The 15476-nt window shown below is 31.5% G+C and carries 17 protein-coding genes; 4 read left to right on the top strand and 13 right to left on the bottom strand.

Annotation, left to right across the window (positions count from 1 at the left end; translation table 11 throughout):
• Positions 1-38: 38 nt before the first annotated feature.
• The 3 genes from B3M86_RS03025 to B3M86_RS03015 all read right to left on the bottom strand — a co-directional run bounded on the left by B3M86_RS03025 (position 39) and on the right by B3M86_RS03015 (position 1857).
• Positions 39-755, bottom strand: coding sequence for a GLPGLI family protein (locus B3M86_RS03025; RefSeq protein WP_115002331.1), 717 nt, complete (start codon positions 753-755; stop codon positions 39-41).
• A gap of 50 nt (positions 756-805) precedes the next feature.
• Positions 806-1564: a GLPGLI family protein gene (locus B3M86_RS03020; RefSeq protein ID WP_115002330.1), complete on the bottom strand. Its 759-nt coding sequence runs from the start codon at positions 1562-1564 to the stop codon at positions 806-808.
• A 74-nt stretch (positions 1565-1638) separates the two neighbouring features.
• A complete protein-coding gene (locus B3M86_RS03015; RefSeq protein WP_115002328.1) occupies positions 1639-1857 on the bottom strand; it encodes a hypothetical protein in 219 nt (72 codons plus the stop codon).
• Positions 1858-2262: 405 nt separating this feature from the next.
• Here B3M86_RS03015 and B3M86_RS03010 point away from each other — a divergent pair, with 405 nt between their 5' ends.
• The 4 genes from B3M86_RS03010 to B3M86_RS02995 are packed head-to-tail and all read left to right on the top strand — an operon-like array spanning position 2263 to position 4825.
• The gene (locus B3M86_RS03010; RefSeq protein WP_221854701.1) at positions 2263-3618 is read left to right on the top strand and encodes a hydroxymethylglutaryl-CoA reductase; all 1356 of its coding nucleotides are present in this window, start codon (positions 2263-2265) and stop codon (positions 3616-3618) included.
• Between the two features lie 8 nt (positions 3619-3626).
• A complete protein-coding gene (locus tag B3M86_RS03005) occupies positions 3627-4058 on the top strand; it encodes a pyrimidine dimer DNA glycosylase/endonuclease V (protein ID WP_219034526.1) in 432 nt (143 codons plus the stop codon).
• The gene (locus B3M86_RS03000) at positions 4040-4537 is read left to right on the top strand and encodes a YkgJ family cysteine cluster protein (RefSeq protein WP_171623750.1); all 498 of its coding nucleotides are present in this window, start codon (positions 4040-4042) and stop codon (positions 4535-4537) included. The genes B3M86_RS03005 and B3M86_RS03000 overlap by 19 nt, the downstream gene beginning before the upstream one ends.
• Positions 4538-4825, top strand: a complete 288-nt coding sequence (locus tag B3M86_RS02995; RefSeq protein ID WP_038333316.1) for a hypothetical protein — start codon at positions 4538-4540, stop codon at positions 4823-4825.
• A gap of 34 nt (positions 4826-4859) precedes the next feature.
• Here the strand turns inward: B3M86_RS02995 and B3M86_RS02990 are convergent, their stop codons facing one another.
• The 10 genes from B3M86_RS02990 to B3M86_RS02945 form a co-directional block, all read right to left on the bottom strand.
• Entirely contained in the window at positions 4860-5249 is a 390-nt protein-coding gene (locus B3M86_RS02990; protein ID WP_115002308.1) for a hypothetical protein, read from the bottom strand.
• Between the two features lie 214 nt (positions 5250-5463).
• Positions 5464-6504, bottom strand: coding sequence for a PorT family protein (locus B3M86_RS02985; protein ID WP_286494968.1), 1041 nt, complete (start codon positions 6502-6504; stop codon positions 5464-5466).
• A gap of 29 nt (positions 6505-6533) precedes the next feature.
• A complete protein-coding gene (locus B3M86_RS02980; RefSeq protein ID WP_219034523.1) occupies positions 6534-7196 on the bottom strand; it encodes a hypothetical protein in 663 nt (220 codons plus the stop codon).
• Complete coding sequence (locus tag B3M86_RS02975; protein WP_219034522.1) at positions 7180-7755, bottom strand: RNA polymerase sigma factor; 576 nt, start codon at positions 7753-7755, stop codon at positions 7180-7182. The genes B3M86_RS02980 and B3M86_RS02975 overlap by 17 nt, the downstream gene beginning before the upstream one ends.
• A 145-nt stretch (positions 7756-7900) precedes the next feature.
• On the bottom strand, positions 7901-8674 hold the full coding sequence (locus B3M86_RS02970; RefSeq protein ID WP_257468124.1) for a type III pantothenate kinase: 774 nt from the start codon (positions 8672-8674) through the stop codon (positions 7901-7903).
• Positions 8674-10527, bottom strand: a complete 1854-nt coding sequence (locus B3M86_RS02965; protein ID WP_219034521.1) for a M1 family metallopeptidase — start codon at positions 10525-10527, stop codon at positions 8674-8676. The genes B3M86_RS02970 and B3M86_RS02965 overlap by 1 nt, the downstream gene beginning before the upstream one ends.
• Positions 10528-11076: 549 nt before the next feature.
• On the bottom strand, positions 11077-11724 hold the full coding sequence (locus B3M86_RS02960) for a DUF6266 family protein (protein WP_219034520.1): 648 nt from the start codon (positions 11722-11724) through the stop codon (positions 11077-11079).
• Positions 11725-12165: 441 nt separating this feature from the next.
• The gene (locus B3M86_RS02955; RefSeq protein ID WP_219034519.1) at positions 12166-12375 is read right to left on the bottom strand and encodes a helix-turn-helix domain-containing protein; all 210 of its coding nucleotides are present in this window, start codon (positions 12373-12375) and stop codon (positions 12166-12168) included.
• A 273-nt stretch (positions 12376-12648) separates the two neighbouring features.
• Complete coding sequence (locus B3M86_RS02950) at positions 12649-14037, bottom strand: NADH-quinone oxidoreductase subunit N (RefSeq protein WP_286494973.1); 1389 nt, start codon at positions 14035-14037, stop codon at positions 12649-12651.
• A gap of 20 nt (positions 14038-14057) precedes the next feature.
• Positions 14058-15476: a complex I subunit 4 family protein gene (locus B3M86_RS02945; protein WP_291075577.1), complete on the bottom strand. Its 1419-nt coding sequence runs from the start codon at positions 15474-15476 to the stop codon at positions 14058-14060.

The raw sequence follows: 15476 nt of genomic DNA, 5'->3' as shown, positions 1-15476 counted from the left end.
ACAAAATTTTGGACAGTGTCTTTTTATATGTTTTTTAATTATTGTTTAAATAATTCATTAAATTTTCTCTCCTCCTCTTTCATCATTTCATCAAATTCTACTTGAGTTATCGATTTACCTTTTGTTGGTTTATTTATTTTTAATTTATCACTCACTTCAACTTTTGTTGCTAAATAAATTTGTTTGTTTACGGAATTTTCTTCTTTATTCGTCAAAATTAATTTTAGAATAATTCCTGGTAATCCTTCATAATTAGAAGGTCCATTTTTTATTTTAATTGTTGACGCATACCAAGCTTCAACAAATGAATTTTCAGAAACTTGTAAAGTTGCTTTTTTAACATCGAACCCTAAAATTTTATCTTTATCTTTTGCTAATATCCAATTTTTGGTTGTTATAGAATCGGTTATTAACATTTTTTTTCCGTTATAGTTCACTTCAGAAAGAGTTGATTTGTCAACTAAATTTTTATAATAAATTCCTCCTGGTCCACTTATAAAGGAAATTGAGACTCCTGATCTACCCTGAGAGTTATCAATTCTATCTATTCTTTGGAAAAGCGATTCTTTATCAGAACTTAAAAACTCAAAATACAATCTATTTTCGTTACTGTTTTTTAATCGTTCTTTGACAACAGCATCTTTTGCATTTTCAATATCAAATTCATTTCGAAATTCGTATTCTATTTGTATTTTTTCTTGACAAAATGTATTTACAAAACACAATAACATTACAAATGAAAGTATATTTTTCATATAGATTCTTATTTTTTTCTAATTTCTGTGGCTTTGGATAGTTAATTGAATCATAAATTATTTTCCCATTCAAATAATAATTCTATATCTATTCTTTCTCCTTTTGGGAATATAAAATTACTGTCTATTTTTCTTAATTTTTCTTTAACTCTTTCTGGCGTTTCAAATTTTAATTGTGGATATTCTTTGATGCTTTTTACAGCATACGTTTTATTTTCTAAAGGATTTTTTATTGTACTTACTTCTATCTTTTTCACGTCCTTTAATTGCCAAGAATATCTCCCGCTGTCTTCATTAACACTTACTATTGCGCCAGGAAGTCCATGCAATTTCCATGGTCCAACATTTACAGGAATATCTAATGTGTACCAAGCTGTATAGTTTCGCCCTCTGAAAGTAGCAGTCGCTTTTTTAAGATTATAATCATTTTCTACTTTTGTTTCATTTGATAATTCCCATTTGATAGTTGGTATTTTTTCTGTAAAATTCATCATTTCAATATCAATCTGTTCTTGAATGACCATTTCTAATTTTTTGAAATTACTATAAATTAATTCATTATCAATCACCTTTTCATCTATAACTAATGAAGTGCTGTTTTTTTCACTCTTTGCTTTTTCTTTTAGTTTTATTACCGTATATAAACTTACCTTATTAGGAACGTCATATACTAATGTTGTGTTATATGTATTTGTTCTATTCAATATTGAAACATGATTATTGAACTGATAATCAAGCTTATAGATTTGCGCATAAATAGAATTAGCAATACAAAATAAAACTATTAATAATAGTGGCTTTAATTTCATTTATTATTTATTTTATAATAGCCTGATTAATTATAATCAGGCTATATTAATGTAGTTGATATTAGTTAATTCAATTATGAATGATCTGCAATATATTGCTCTAAATACTTATCAGCTTGATAATTACAATTTAACTCTGAAGTAGCATAAACTATTGTATAAGCAAGTAATTTACCATTACCATCACGAATTGTTATTTCACAATTATTAACATCTTCAGAAGTATTATAATTTATAACTGATGATAATTCTTTAACTTCATTTGTAATTTTTGTTTCTGTTTCGTTTGCCATAGCAAAAGTTCCGATAAGTGCAAAAGCACTTGCTAATAAGATTTTTCCATTTTTTTTAGTTTAAATATTGTTGTTAATATTTCTAAATTAATATTTTTTTTAAAAAACAAAAAATTTTAAATACTTAATTTAAGAAATATTTAAAAATGAAGTTTTTTACATTAGAGTTGAAATATCTTATAACACCTTTTATGTTAAGTAAAAGGTGTTTTTTATATTTTAGAATATCAATTTTCAAGTGGATATTTTCTTCAAAAAGTTATAGTACAATAACTAATTCTACATTTATTGTGTTTAACCAAATCCACTACTCTACTAAATCGTTAAAAATTAATCAAAAAACAGAAGAAGTATCTTATAACATTCAAAACGTTTGTACTTTTGTCTTATAAAAAAATATCCAATATGAAGCATCAAGCAGTAGAAGGTTTTTCGAAATTATCGAAAGAAGGAAAAATTGAATGGGTTGTCAATGAATATTTGAATGGCGATGAAAAAGCAATTCAAATCATGAAACAATATTGGAATGATGATGCAGATTTACAAAAACTGCACGACGAATTTTCAGAAAATACAGTTTCTAATTTCTATATGCCGTTTGGTTTAGCACCAAACTTTTTAATCAACGACGAATTATATGCCATTCCAATGGCTGTTGAAGAGTCGTCTGTTGTTGCTGCGGCTTCTAAAGCTGCGAAGTTTTGGCAAACACGTGGTGGTTTCAAAACAACTATTTTATCCACAACAAAATTGGGTCACGTTCATTTTATGTACGAAGGCGACAAAGAAAAGTTACAAAATGCATTTGAAACAACGATTAAAAATCAATTAATCGAAACGACAAATGATATCACCAAAAACATGCGTGCGCGTGGTGGTGGTATTTTAGCTTTGGAATTAATTGATAAAACTGCTGATTTAGAAAACTATTATCAAATAAAAGCGTCTTTCGAAACAATGGATTCGATGGGTGCAAACTTTATCAATTCTTGTTTAGAACAATTTGCCAAAACATTACGCAACGAGATAGAAGCTGATTCTACTTTTACAGATGATGAAAAAGATTCAGTTCAAATCGTGATGTGTATTTTATCGAATTATACGCCAGATTGTATTGTTCGTGCAGAGGTTTCTTGTCCTGTTGAGCAATTGGCAGAAGGAAATGTAACCTCAGAAGAGTTTGTAGAAAAGTTTTTGCGCGCTGTTCGCATTGCAGAAATAGAACCATATCGTGCAACAACACATAACAAAGGAATTATGAACGGAATTGATGCGGTTGTGATTGCAACAGGTAACGATTTCCGTGCTGTAGAAGCTTGTGCGCATACATATGCGGCGAAAGATGGGCAGTATTCTTCGTTAACACACTGTGAAGTGAAAGATGGAGTTTTTCGTTTTTGGATTGATTTACCAACTGCTCTTGGTACAATTGGTGGATTGACAGCTTTGCATCCGTTAGTAAAATTAGCAATGGGAATTCTTGGGAAACCGAATGCTAAAGAATTGATGGGATTTGTTGCTGTTGCAGGTTTAGCGCAAAACTTTGGTGCATTACGTTCTTTGGTTACAACTGGAATTCAGAAAGGTCACATGAAAATGCACTTAATGAATATCTTGAATCAGTTAGAAGCAACTGAAGAAGAAAAGAAATATTTTGTCAATTATTTTAAAGATAAAACGGTTTCTCATCACAATGTTATCGAAGAGTTTTGCAGATTACGTGGTGTAAAAAATGTAGAAGAGATCAAAAAAGAGAAGTAATCTAACAAATGCGAATTTGGTCTGTTCATCCGAAATATCTCGATGCAAAAGGAATTGTAGCACTTTGGCGCGAAACGCTTTTGGCAAAAAATGTTTTGGAAGGCAATACAAAAGGTTATAAAAATCATCCGCAATTAACTCGTTTCAAAGCAATTGAAAAACCGCTTGAAGCGATTAATCAATATTTAGCAAAAGTTTGGGACGAAGCCACAAGACGAGGATATAATTTTGACCGAAATAAAATTGATTCTGATTTTACAAAGATTAAAATTGAGGTTACAACAGGTCAAATGCAATATGAATTCAACCATTTATTAAAGAAGTTAGAACAAAGAGATCCTGAGCGATTCAAACAATTTGAAAACCTTAAAATGGTTGATTGCGCGGAGATTTTTGAAGTAAAAGAAGGAGAGATAGAAAAATGGGAGATCATTTCTTAGAAGAATATTTTGCGAAAGCAAAAGAAAAACAACGCGAACACAAAAAGTTTTTGGAGAAGTTGAAGAAGAAACCGCCTAAAAACTTGGATCAGAAAATGGAAGAAATCCACGAAGATGTTTTCAATCGTATTGATTGTCTTTCTTGCGCGAATTGTTGCAAAACAACTGGTCCCCTTTTTACACAAAAAGATATTGAGCGTTTAGCGCATGTTTTTCGCATTAAACCAAGTCAATTTATTGATAAATATTTGCGAATTGATGAAGACAACGACTATGTTTTGCAGCAAGTTCCTTGTCCTTTTTTGGATAGTGAAAATTATTGTTTGGTTTATGAAGATCGCCCGAAAGCTTGTCGTGAATATCCGCATACAGATCGTAAGAAATTTTACCAGATTAATCATCTTACCATAAAAAACACGCTAATTTGTCCTGCAACTTACGAAGTTGTGGAACAAATGCAGAAAGAAATAAAAGTATAAATGGAAACACCTCTAAAAATAATCGCATTTATTATGTTGATATTTCCGACAATTTATCAAGGAATTGCTGGATTTAGAACAAAAGATGCAGCTGTTGTAAAAAAAGTGGCTTGGCGCGCCGTTTTGATGCAAATCATGGGAACACTTTTGGCTTATTTTATCTTCATAAAAATTGGTCAAGACAAGCAAGTTGCCATTTATGTTGGCTTTATGTTTTTTACGTCGGTTGCAATTTTAGTGCTGATTCAAAACATTTTGATTTACTTAAAAAATAATAGTAATAATTAAAACGTCGTCTATGAGCGACGTTTTTTTAATATCATTAAGCTAATAAATTAACGTATTGTTCTGCTTTTTCGGTTAGTTTAGTTTTTACTTGATCATAATTTGAATCAAAAAAACTTCGTAATCTGAACTTTGATTTTTTGGTTTGAATAGTTAGAATTTGATTGCGATTCAAGCGAAAAATGTCTTCTTCTTCGTACAAATAATAAATTGCTCGATATGGAATTTCATCTTTTTTGAAAATTGTTCTGATTTCGAACGTTTCTTCTTTTAACGTAAATAAGGTCAAATTAAACGTTAAATCGTATAAAATAGACATCGATGCAAGTAAAGAAATCATGAAAACGCCAATGCGTAAAAAAGGTTCGTCTATCCAAAAATTTCCTCCAAACCAAAAAGCTTTGACAAACGTGAAGTTAACCATCATTAATAATAGAAAAATGATGACGAGAAGAAGTGTTTGCCAACTAAGTTTAGATTTTACCATCTCTCATTGGATTTGTACTAATTTACAATTTTTTTGAACAGGTTTAGAAAATTTTTCTACAAATAAAAAACCTCAGATAAATCTGAGGTTCATTATATTAAAAAAAATGTTATGTTATAAAATTTCAATACTAAAACTATGATTGAGATAATTGTTATAATCCAAGATTTATGCCAAACTGAATCATTTTACGATTATCGAATGTATTATCTTTAAAATAATTATTAAAATCCTTTCTCACAAAGACATCAATCAATCCTAAACCAATTGTTACTTCGGCTCCGTAGATAAAATTATTCACATTATAATTTCCACGATTTTTGCTGCGAACACCATCTCCTTTGTAAATATTATTCGATGATAACAACGTTCCTCCATACATATATGCTGCGATATAGTGTTTTCCTTGCGGACGATATGCAAAATCTTCGGTAATATTTTTGACTTTCGAAAAATTGTATTTAAATCCAACTGGAACCATAAAATAAGCCGAGCGCAACTTCGATTTGTCTAACGATTTGTCATGTTTTATTAAACCAACATCTCCATTTTCATCACGATTAAAACGCATATCATCGTCAATTCTGTAAGTTCTCCAAGAGAATAATGCTCCTGCTAAAAAGTTAACTGGACTCGTTAAGGATAATTGTCTTTCATACATTAAACCTACTGTTAAATTGCTCGAAAACTTCTCGTGTTTGTTCAATTCTTCGTCTTTTTTTCCTGTAAACGCCATGTATCCAAAAGAAGCATAACCGTTAATTTGATTCGCAATTCGGTAACGTTTCGTCACATCTTGTTTCGTTTTTGGCGTAATTGGATCTTCGCCATTCATAATCGAAAATGCAACTTGTTGTTTGATGATATCATCTAAGTTAAAATTCACTTCCTGAATACGATCATTTATCGTTCCCGAATACACATTTGCAATCGCTTCTTTCTTCGCTGTAGCCTCAGAAGCATTCAGTTTTCCTTCTGCTAATTCTTTGTCAACTGCCGCAATTTTCTTTTCCATTGCAGATTTTTCTTCCTGCACAATTTGACGAATCACTAACGTAAATTCGCTAATGCGATCTTTTACAATTGGACTGATTTTTTCGTCATTTTTATCATTCAAATCAAATGTAAATTTTTGAGCATATAGTGATGTAGCTGATAAGCATAATAATCCTGCTACGATAAGTTTTTTTATCATAATCTTGCTAATTTAGGGATATTAATGTTTTATTTGAAGCCGATAGAAACCACGCGCGATTGGTTTGACTCCTTTAGATTTTCTTTATTTTCGATCGAATACAACAACATATTTGGATCTACAAAATTCTTCTTCTTTTTGTTCACTTTTACAGAATCTAATGTTGTGTTAGCTGCAATATTTTTCTTTGGTTGAGCTTCTGATTTTAACTCTTCTTTCTTCTCTGCAATAGCTTCTTTCTTCGTTGGAAAAGCCATTTCAACTTGTTGAGATTCTTCGTTTATCGCCACTTGAACTTTACCATGTTGAATTGGTTTCTTCTCTTCTTGAGGCTGAATTTCAACTTCTTTTTTAGAAGAATCAATCTTTTCATTATTCGCTAAAATCGATTCTGAAGAATGAACTGTATTAGAATCTGATTGAATTTGTTGCGGATTATTTTGTTCCTGATGATTTACCAATTCTTTTGGTTCATCATTTTTAGATTGATTCGTAAATAAATAAACAGACGTAGTAACTGTAAATAACGCCACAACCGCAGCAGATAACCACCATTTGTAGTTTGATTTTTGTGGTGATGGAGCGACATCCATACGAGCCTGAATTCTGTCCCACGCATCGTGCGAAGGTTTTAGCTCACGATTTTCTAAATCGTTTTTTATATAGTTTGATATTTTATCGTTGTTTTTCATTTGTCATTTTCTTTTTACTTAGAACAATTTCTTTCAGTTTTGCCTTTGCTCGAAACAATTGCGTTTTGCTGGTCGATACCGAAATATTGAGCATTTCTGCAATTTCTTGATGCGAATAATCTTCGAGAATATGAAGATTAAACACCAGTCTATAAGGTTCTGAAAGTTGATCTAACACGTCTTGCACATTAAAATTTAACCATGTTTCTTCTACTTCTTCATCTGCTTCATCATAATTAGAAACTCTTACATCATCAACATAAATCAATGTTTTATTTGCACGTAAAAAAGTTAAACATTCGTTGACCATAATTCGACGCATCCAACCTTCGAAACTTCCTTTATTTTGAAATTTCTCGATATGATTAAAGACTTTACAAAAACCGTTAATCATACAATCTTCTGCATAATGCATGTCTTCGATGTAACTTCTACAAACGCTCAGCATCTTTTTGGAGTTTTGTTCGTAGAGTTCTTTTTGCGCCAAAGCATCGTTCTTTTTTAGTCGATCGACTAAAATTTCTTCTTTACTTTTTCGATTTAGTACAAATAATTTCACGTGTGTTAATTGCTTTCTTACTTAATAGACTCAAGGTTTGTAAAAAGGTTACAGAAAATTAGACATTTTTTTGAAATGATTTGATATAAAATGAAAAAAGCTCGCAATGAGCGAGCTTTTTAATTGTTTTTATCTAAAAATAGATTTATTTCTGAAATGAATCTTTATTCAATTCGTATAATATTTTAAGACCTTTTATTGTGTGTAGACGATCATCGATATCAATTTTATCTGTCAATGATTTGTAAACACCGCCAACTCCTCCTGTTGAAATTACATAAGATTGTTCTCCTTCTTCGGCATTGATACGATCGATCATTCCTTCGACCATACTTAAAAACCCATAAACCATTCCTGATTGCATGCAAGATTCTGTATCTGATCCTAAAACAGTTTTTGGTGCTTTTAGTTCGACTGTTGGTAATTGAGCTGTTTCTCCTACTAAAGAATTTAAGGCAGTAATAATTCCGGGAGCAATTACTACTCCACCGACATTTGCTGATTCGTCTATGCCTAAGAAAGTTAGTGCAGTTCCAAAATCAATGACAATTTTTTTGCCTTGATAATTTTGATAATGTGCAGCTACGGCATTCGCATATAAATCTGTTCCCATTTGGTTTGACTTATGCTTGATTGCTGATGGCGTATTACGATCTACAACCATTGGTTTGAACTTGTGAATCTTTTGTAATGCAATCTTAACGCTTGCTGTAAGTGGTGGTACAACCGAACCTATCACAATATCTGTAATATCATTTTTCGAAATTCCGAAAGGCTCGTACATGTTCGAGAATTTTGCAAAAAACTCGTATTCGGTACGGTAAGGTTTTGAATTGATTGTCCATGTAATAATCTCCGTTTCACTTTTGAAAACTGCGAAACGAAGATTAGTATTTCCAATATTTACTGCTAATAACATTATTTTGTAAATACGTTATTTTTATCGTTTACATCTGCCAAACGTTTTGTTGGATCGATGGTAACTTGTTTAACTTCTTTCGAAACTTTAACATCATAGGTAGGTTTTGTCCAGAACCAATCTTCTAAAATAATTCTTTTTGCACCTTGGTATTCTACTAAGTTTTCTGCTGGTTTTTCTCCACGCATTTCACGTAAAGGAATGTAGAATAATTCTTTTGAGCCATCTGTATATTCTACCAACAAATCGATAGGCATTGCAAAATCTGATTTGTTTGCAATTGTGATTGTGTTTCCGTTTACAGCTTCTACAGCGTAATCAATTTTGCGTGTTGTGTTCAAGAATAAATTGAAGTACCATTTAAGATTAATTCCAGAAACTTCTTCTGCTACACGTTTGAAATCATTCCCTGATGGATGTTTGAATTTCCATTGTTTATAGAATTCTAGGAATGTTTTGTTTAAATTATCATTTCCAATAATATATCCTAATTGAATTGCTAAAACTTGACCTTTGTAATATGCTTCTAAAGAGTATGCATAGTTTGTATTATAATAGTCTGCTAATAAACTTGCAGGTTCTTCTTTACCAGAAAGTGCTAAATTAATATATCCTTTGTAGGCATCTGGATTTGGATTAGAAGGCATTACTTTTAATTTATCTACAACATTAAGGTGCGCCATTTGCTCTACATATGATGTAAAACCTTCGTCGAACCATTCGTTGTATGTTTCATTGATACCAAATAATTGTTGGTACCAAGAGTGAGCTGCTTCGTGGAAAATAGTTCCGATTAAGCTATTTAAATTACTTCCTCCAGCAATTAAAGTTGCAGTACCATATTCCATACCACCGTCACCACCTTGAATGATTGAATATGTTTTCCAAGGATATTCGCCAAAGTGTTCAGAATTATAATCGAAGAAACCTAATGCGTAAGGCATTGCTTGTTTCCATGCAGAAGATTTATCATTGTCTTGGTAAACTAAATATACCTCAACACCATGCTTTGATTTTGCATGTTCTACAATAAATTCTTTGTCTGCAGCCCAAACAAAATCGTGAATATTTTCAGCTTTGAAATTCCAAGCTACTTTTCCATTCTTTGTTTTGATTGTTGGATTTTTTACATAACCTTTTACACTATTAGGGTCTTGTAATTCTCCTGAAGCTCCGATTACATAATCTTTATCGATGTTAATTGTGACATCAAAATTACCAAAAGGCGCAAAAAATTCGCGACCAATGTATTCATCTAAATGCCATCCTTCTGGATCGAATTCTGCCATTTTAGGATACCATTGTGCCATAGAAAATTCTACACCATCTTTCGAATTACGTCCAGAACGACGAATTTGTTCGGGAACTTGTGCATTCCAAACCATATCGAAAGTAGAAGTTTGTCCTTCTGCAATTGGTTTTGCTAATGTAACTTCTAAGATTGTTCCGTCTACTTTATATGAAACGGCTTTACCATCTTGTTTAAGAGATGTTACTTTTTGATAACCAATTTGATCTGGTTTTAATTCAGAAATACGGCTAACATATTTAGGATTTTCTTTTGTTCCGATATTTGTTGCCATTCTTTTATCAGGATCTGAAATGTTTTGTAAACGATTATCCATCATACTTCCTGGTTGAAAAGCATTAAAATATAAATGAAAATAAACTTTATTCAGGCTTTGACCTGAATTGTTGGTGTATTTCAATTGCATTTTTCCATCGTATTGATATGATTTTTCTTTCATATCAACATCTATTTTATAATCTACCTTTTGTTGCCAATATCCTTTACGTTGTGCAAAAGCTAATTGAACCAAACATAAGCAGATTAGTAAAGTGAATTTTCTCATTTCTAACTAATCATTAAACTTTAACTTCAAAAATACAAAAAAGATTGAGATTAAGGTGAAGGTTGGGGGTTGGTTGTTTTTATTTAGTTAACAACCTTCTGTTACTTTTTTTATTCATTGAATATCTATTTTAATTAATTGGTATTCATATGCCCTTCGGGGAACAGTCAAAAAAAGTAACCAAAAAAGACTTGGCTGTAAATCGATTGGACTAAAAATGGTTTTCGCTTCGCTAAAGATTTTAAAAACTCTACGAGCTAAAATCTTTTTAACGCTGCTCTTCAATCATTTTCTTAACGTCATCGATTTAATGCCAATTTTTTGATTTGGAATTTGATTAGAAAATAATGTGAAGCTGAAATGAATTTAGCTTGATAAGTTAGGGTTTACACTCTTCTATGCCCTCTCGAGAGGGATTTTTTTTTGTGTCTTTGGTGAAGTTTTTTCTTTTGATAAAAAAAGAAAAACCGTTTGTATCTTGGACATCAACTTATGTGATTTGTTATGATATAAACGGTTTTTTCTCTCTTTTCTGAATCATAGTCAATGTTAGTTTACTATGATTTTTCCTACGTAAACAGAATTAGATGCAAATAGGTTTTCTGGATTGACAAAGGCAATCCATATATGTAATTCTTTACCTTGATATCTTGGTAATAAACTTAGTTGATATGTTAAGTCTACACGGATTGCATTGGTTTGAAAAAACTGGGTTCCTACATTAAGGTCGTTGTCTTCTGCAAGTAATGCCACCATGTAATCTGTTTCGCCATTAGAGCCCATGGAGTTGTTTTCCCAATCGATCTGAATTGTTAACGGAGTTGGAGAACTGATGGCTAAGGGTTGTAGATCTATTCCTTTTCCTTTTGAAAATTGAATTTGATGATAATTAGGTAGTATTTGTAAATTATCCATATCACAGACTAATGCATTCATGACATTGCTCATTGCAGAATTGTATGTGGAACGTAATCCTACTTTTGTTCCGAAAAATGCTTTTGCATATTCTTTGTAACTCGCAAGAAATAAGACTGATTTGTTGAAACGTTCTTTGATTAATGCTTGTTTTGGAGTTGGTGCTTTTGATAATTTTTTAGGACGAATGCGTGATATTTCGTAACCGTTGACATTTGCGACTACTATTCGACCTGTACGACCGGATGTACCTGAAATGATACTGTCAATAACTTTACCCATACTTTTTGGTTTTAAATGTTTTACTTGATTTTTAATTTCTATGGTGAAGTTCGTAATGGATATCCGTATTAATTCAATTATTGCATACAAATGGAAACATTTGGAATGATTTGCAATGCTTTGGAATGAAATGTACTTATTTGTATTCGTCTGTATATTTCTGTGGTTGTGCTGTGGTTGTTCTGTTGATAAGTACCGCAGCGCTTCGGTGTTTGTTCGGTGTTTGTGTGGTTGTAGTGGTTTTGTTTTACATTTGATTTACACTCTCCTGACCTCTTTCAAACGGGGAAGTTTTTCTTTTTGGTTAAATCTTCTGTCTCTTTTTTTGTCTAAAAAAGGATTCAAAAAAAGAATTGGTTGTTAATTGTTATCTTTAATGATGATCTTATTGAGTATTATTAAATTTATTATAAATAAAAAGAGGCTTAAAAGCCTCTTGATTTATTTGAGTAATTGATTGATTATTGCTTGGTAAACTTCGTGTCTTAAGTAGACGTTTCGACCAAAATAATTGTAGGCTTTTAAAAGGTTTTTCTTTCTGTAATTGTATAATGTACTTTTGCAAATTTTTAGGTATTGCAATACATCCTCCTCTTCCATTAGGTACAAATCTAAAGAACTAATGTTTCCTTCTGCAAATGCTTGTTGCATTTTATTGATTTCTTCTGCTAATTGTTGAAACTAATTGACTGAGTTAAACGCTTGACTTTTCATCTGAAGAATCGTAAGATTTACTCTAAAGATAAATTGATTATCGAAATGATTTTATGGGTTTTAACTTTATTTATCAATAATGTGTTGTTGATAAGTTAGGGTTTACACTCTTTGCAAAATAATCCCATATAAAAAAAAGCTCGTGTCAAGTACTTGACACGAGCTTTTAAATAATAAATAATAAAAAACTATATAATAATCATTCTCCAATTACCACATTGGCGTTTGTAAAAATGACGATAATATTCCTGGAAAAATTCCCATCACAATTAAGATTACCATTCCGATAATTAAAAGGAAATTTGTTAACCCGTCTTGTGTTTTTAATTTGTTTTTCCCTTTTTTGAAATACATGTAGTTGATGATTTTGAAGTAATAATACATACTCAAAACTGCCATAACCAATGCAATTACAATCAAAAATAGGTTTTTATCGTTTGTTCCTCCAATACTCAACGCCATAAATTTCGCAAAGAAACCTCCTGTTAATGGAATACCTGCTAATGAAATTAATGAAATTGTCATCGCTGCTGCTAAAACTGGATTTGCTTTTCCTAAACCAATGAAACTCTCAAATTTTGGATTTTTGAATTGATCAATCGCATAGAAAATAATGAAGTTCGCAACTGAATAAGCAATCGTATAGAACATCAAAGCCTCTTTAGAAGCTGAATTGATATTGAACAAAACAAATAACATGAAACCTGCTTGCGCGATTGATGAATAAGCCATCAAACGTTTGACAGATTTTTGAGAAACTGCTCCGAAGTTTCCGATAAATAACGTCAAAATGATAATTGACGCGAATAATAAACGGTAATATTCGGCATATTCTACATTTGTTGGGAATGATTTTAGGACTAAAATAAATCCTAAAAATGATCCTCCTTTGATGATTGTCGACATAAACGATGTAAACACAGTTGGTGTTCCGTCGTAAACGTCTGGTGTCCATGCGTGGAACGGTGCTGCAGAAACTTTGAAACAAAATGCGAAGATGATTAAACACCATCCTGCGTAATAAATTGTTTCGAAATCTTTGTTATAGTTTACCAATTGATCAACCATAAAAGTTCCTGTTGCGCCGTACAAAAATGTTACACCTAACATCAAAATTCCTGTTGAGAAAGCTCCCATCAAGAAATATTTTACAGAAGCTTCTGTACTTCTAAGACTTTCTTTGTTTGTTCCTGCAATAATGTACATTGGAATTGACATTAATTCGATTCCTAAGAACATAATTACTAAGTTGTGGAATTGTGCTAAAACTGCGATTCCTGTAAAAGAGAAGAAAATTAAGGCATAATATTCTGCCACGTGTTTTCCTACTTTTCCAAACAAATCTTTGTTCAATAATAAGTAAAAAATTGCCAATCCTGCCAATGCGATAAAGAACGAAACGCCGTAAAGCGATTGTCCAATCATATTATCGAATTTTCCTGCGAACATTGAGCAACCTTTCAATTCGAAAATTCCTCCTACAATCATTCCGAAAAACAGAACAACAGAAAGTATATTTAAGGCACGATTATTTTTGATGTAGAATCCACTAAACATCAAAATAATACCTGAAAGTGCTGATAAAATAATCGTATTCATATCTATTTATTCAAAAATGATTAATGTGCTAATAAATTAAAAATTGGTGTTGGATAAACTCCTAAAATAATCACGATGATTGCGATTACAGAAATAACTGCAATTGGTCCAAAACCTCCTTTTTGAGCATCTTTTTGTTTGATGTTTTTCACTTCTCCAAACAATAATGCGCTTGATAATCTCAACGTATAAACGGCAGATAAAATAACACCTAAACAAGCTACAACACATAAAACTGGATTGTGTGTAAACAATGCTGAAAGCATCATAAACTCTCCGATGAATGAACTTGTCAATGGTAATGCAACGTTTGCTAAACCGAATATCATGAATAAGATAGATAATGTTGGATCAACTTTCGCTAAACCACCAATCGATTTGATATCTGTCAAATCATATTTTCTTTCCATAATATCTACACATAACCATAATCCTAAAACAACTAAACCATGTGAAAACATTTGAAAATAAGCTCCTGTTACACCATTTGCTAATTCTGAAAATATTGAAACGAAGATTAAAGCCAAGTGAGCAATCGAGCTATATGCAATAATCTTCTTTACATTTTTTGCACTCAATGCGATTAACGAAGCGTAAACTAATCCGAAAATTGCGATATACGTAATGTATTTGAACAATTCTGAAATTGTTGGGAACATTCCCAAATACCAAGTAACCACTGCAAATAATCCCATTTTCGCCATCAAAGCTGAAAGTACAACTGTTAATGGAGTTGGAGATGTTTTGTAGATGGTTGGTTGCCATGTGTGAAATGGAAAGATTGGAATTTTAATCACAAAAGCGATTAAGAATAACAATGCCAACGCTGTATTTGTTGAATAATGCGGTCCTGTAACTTGTACAACATCTGTTAATAAAAATGATGCTGGTTGTAAGAAAAATCCGATGTAAATAATTCCTCCTAACATAAACATCGATCCTAAAATCGTGTATAAGAAGAATGTCATATTTGCGCGAATTTTGTCTTTTCCAATTCCGAATAATCCGATTAAGAAATAAACTGGAATTAAAACAACTTCCCAGAAGAAATAGAATAAAATTAAATCTTCTGCTAAGAAAACTCCGTTTAATCCTGCTAAAGTGATTAGCAATAACCCATAGAATGTATTGCTATATTTTTGTTTTGTTGTTGATAAATAAACAAAAAGAGCTAAGTAAGTAAGGTTAGTTAATAAAATCATTAATCCTCCCAAACCTTGAGCATTTAACGCGAAATAAGTTTTAACGCTGTTGAAATTGAACCATTGTGTTTGAAACGTTAACTCGTTGTTTCCTCCTTTGCAAGTGATAAACAAGTACAACGCCAACAACGCTCCACCAACGAATGCTCCTAACCATCTTTGTGGTTTTTGACCTTGCATTAATAGCATAAAAACTCCTACTATTAATGGTAAAATGATAAATAAAGATAAAAGCAT

This window comes from Empedobacter sp. UBA6305 (assembly GCF_002440405.1).
In the GTDB taxonomy this organism is placed as follows: Bacteria; Bacteroidota; Bacteroidia; order Flavobacteriales; family Weeksellaceae; genus Empedobacter; species Empedobacter falsenii_B.
The sequence above is the reverse complement of the archived record's forward strand: the minus strand, read 5'-3'. Positions and strand labels throughout refer to the sequence as shown.

Coding starts and splice junctions, on each gene's coding strand:
- B3M86_RS02955 (WP_219034519.1), bottom strand. CDS start 12,375: ATGCAACAAGCATTTGCAGAAGGAAACATTAGTTCTTTAGATTTGTAC.
- B3M86_RS03025 (WP_115002331.1), bottom strand. CDS start 755: ATGAAAAATATACTTTCATTTGTAATGTTATTGTGTTTTGTAAATACA.
- B3M86_RS02995 (WP_038333316.1), top strand. CDS start 4,538: ATGGAAACACCTCTAAAAATAATCGCATTTATTATGTTGATATTTCCG.
- B3M86_RS02960 (WP_219034520.1), bottom strand. CDS start 11,724: ATGGGTAAAGTTATTGACAGTATCATTTCAGGTACATCCGGTCGTACA.
- B3M86_RS03010 (WP_221854701.1), top strand. CDS start 2,263: ATGAAGCATCAAGCAGTAGAAGGTTTTTCGAAATTATCGAAAGAAGGA.
- B3M86_RS02980 (WP_219034523.1), bottom strand. CDS start 7,196: ATGAAAAACAACGATAAAATATCAAACTATATAAAAAACGATTTAGAA.
- B3M86_RS02965 (WP_219034521.1), bottom strand. CDS start 10,527: ATGAGAAAATTCACTTTACTAATCTGCTTATGTTTGGTTCAATTAGCT.
- B3M86_RS02945 (WP_291075577.1), bottom strand. CDS start 15,476: ATGCTTTTATCTTTATTTATCATTTTACCATTAATAGTAGGAGTTTTT.
- B3M86_RS02970 (WP_257468124.1), bottom strand. CDS start 8,674: ATGTTATTAGCAGTAAATATTGGAAATACTAATCTTCGTTTCGCAGTT.
- B3M86_RS03015 (WP_115002328.1), bottom strand. CDS start 1,857: ATGGCAAACGAAACAGAAACAAAAATTACAAATGAAGTTAAAGAATTA.
- B3M86_RS03005 (WP_219034526.1), top strand. CDS start 3,627: ATGCGAATTTGGTCTGTTCATCCGAAATATCTCGATGCAAAAGGAATT.
- B3M86_RS03020 (WP_115002330.1), bottom strand. CDS start 1,564: ATGAAATTAAAGCCACTATTATTAATAGTTTTATTTTGTATTGCTAAT.
- B3M86_RS02950 (WP_286494973.1), bottom strand. CDS start 14,037: ATGAATACGATTATTTTATCAGCACTTTCAGGTATTATTTTGATGTTT.
- B3M86_RS03000 (WP_171623750.1), top strand. CDS start 4,040: ATGGGAGATCATTTCTTAGAAGAATATTTTGCGAAAGCAAAAGAAAAA.
- B3M86_RS02990 (WP_115002308.1), bottom strand. CDS start 5,249: ATGATGGTTAACTTCACGTTTGTCAAAGCTTTTTGGTTTGGAGGAAAT.
- B3M86_RS02985 (WP_286494968.1), bottom strand. CDS start 6,504: ATGATAAAAAAACTTATCGTAGCAGGATTATTATGCTTATCAGCTACA.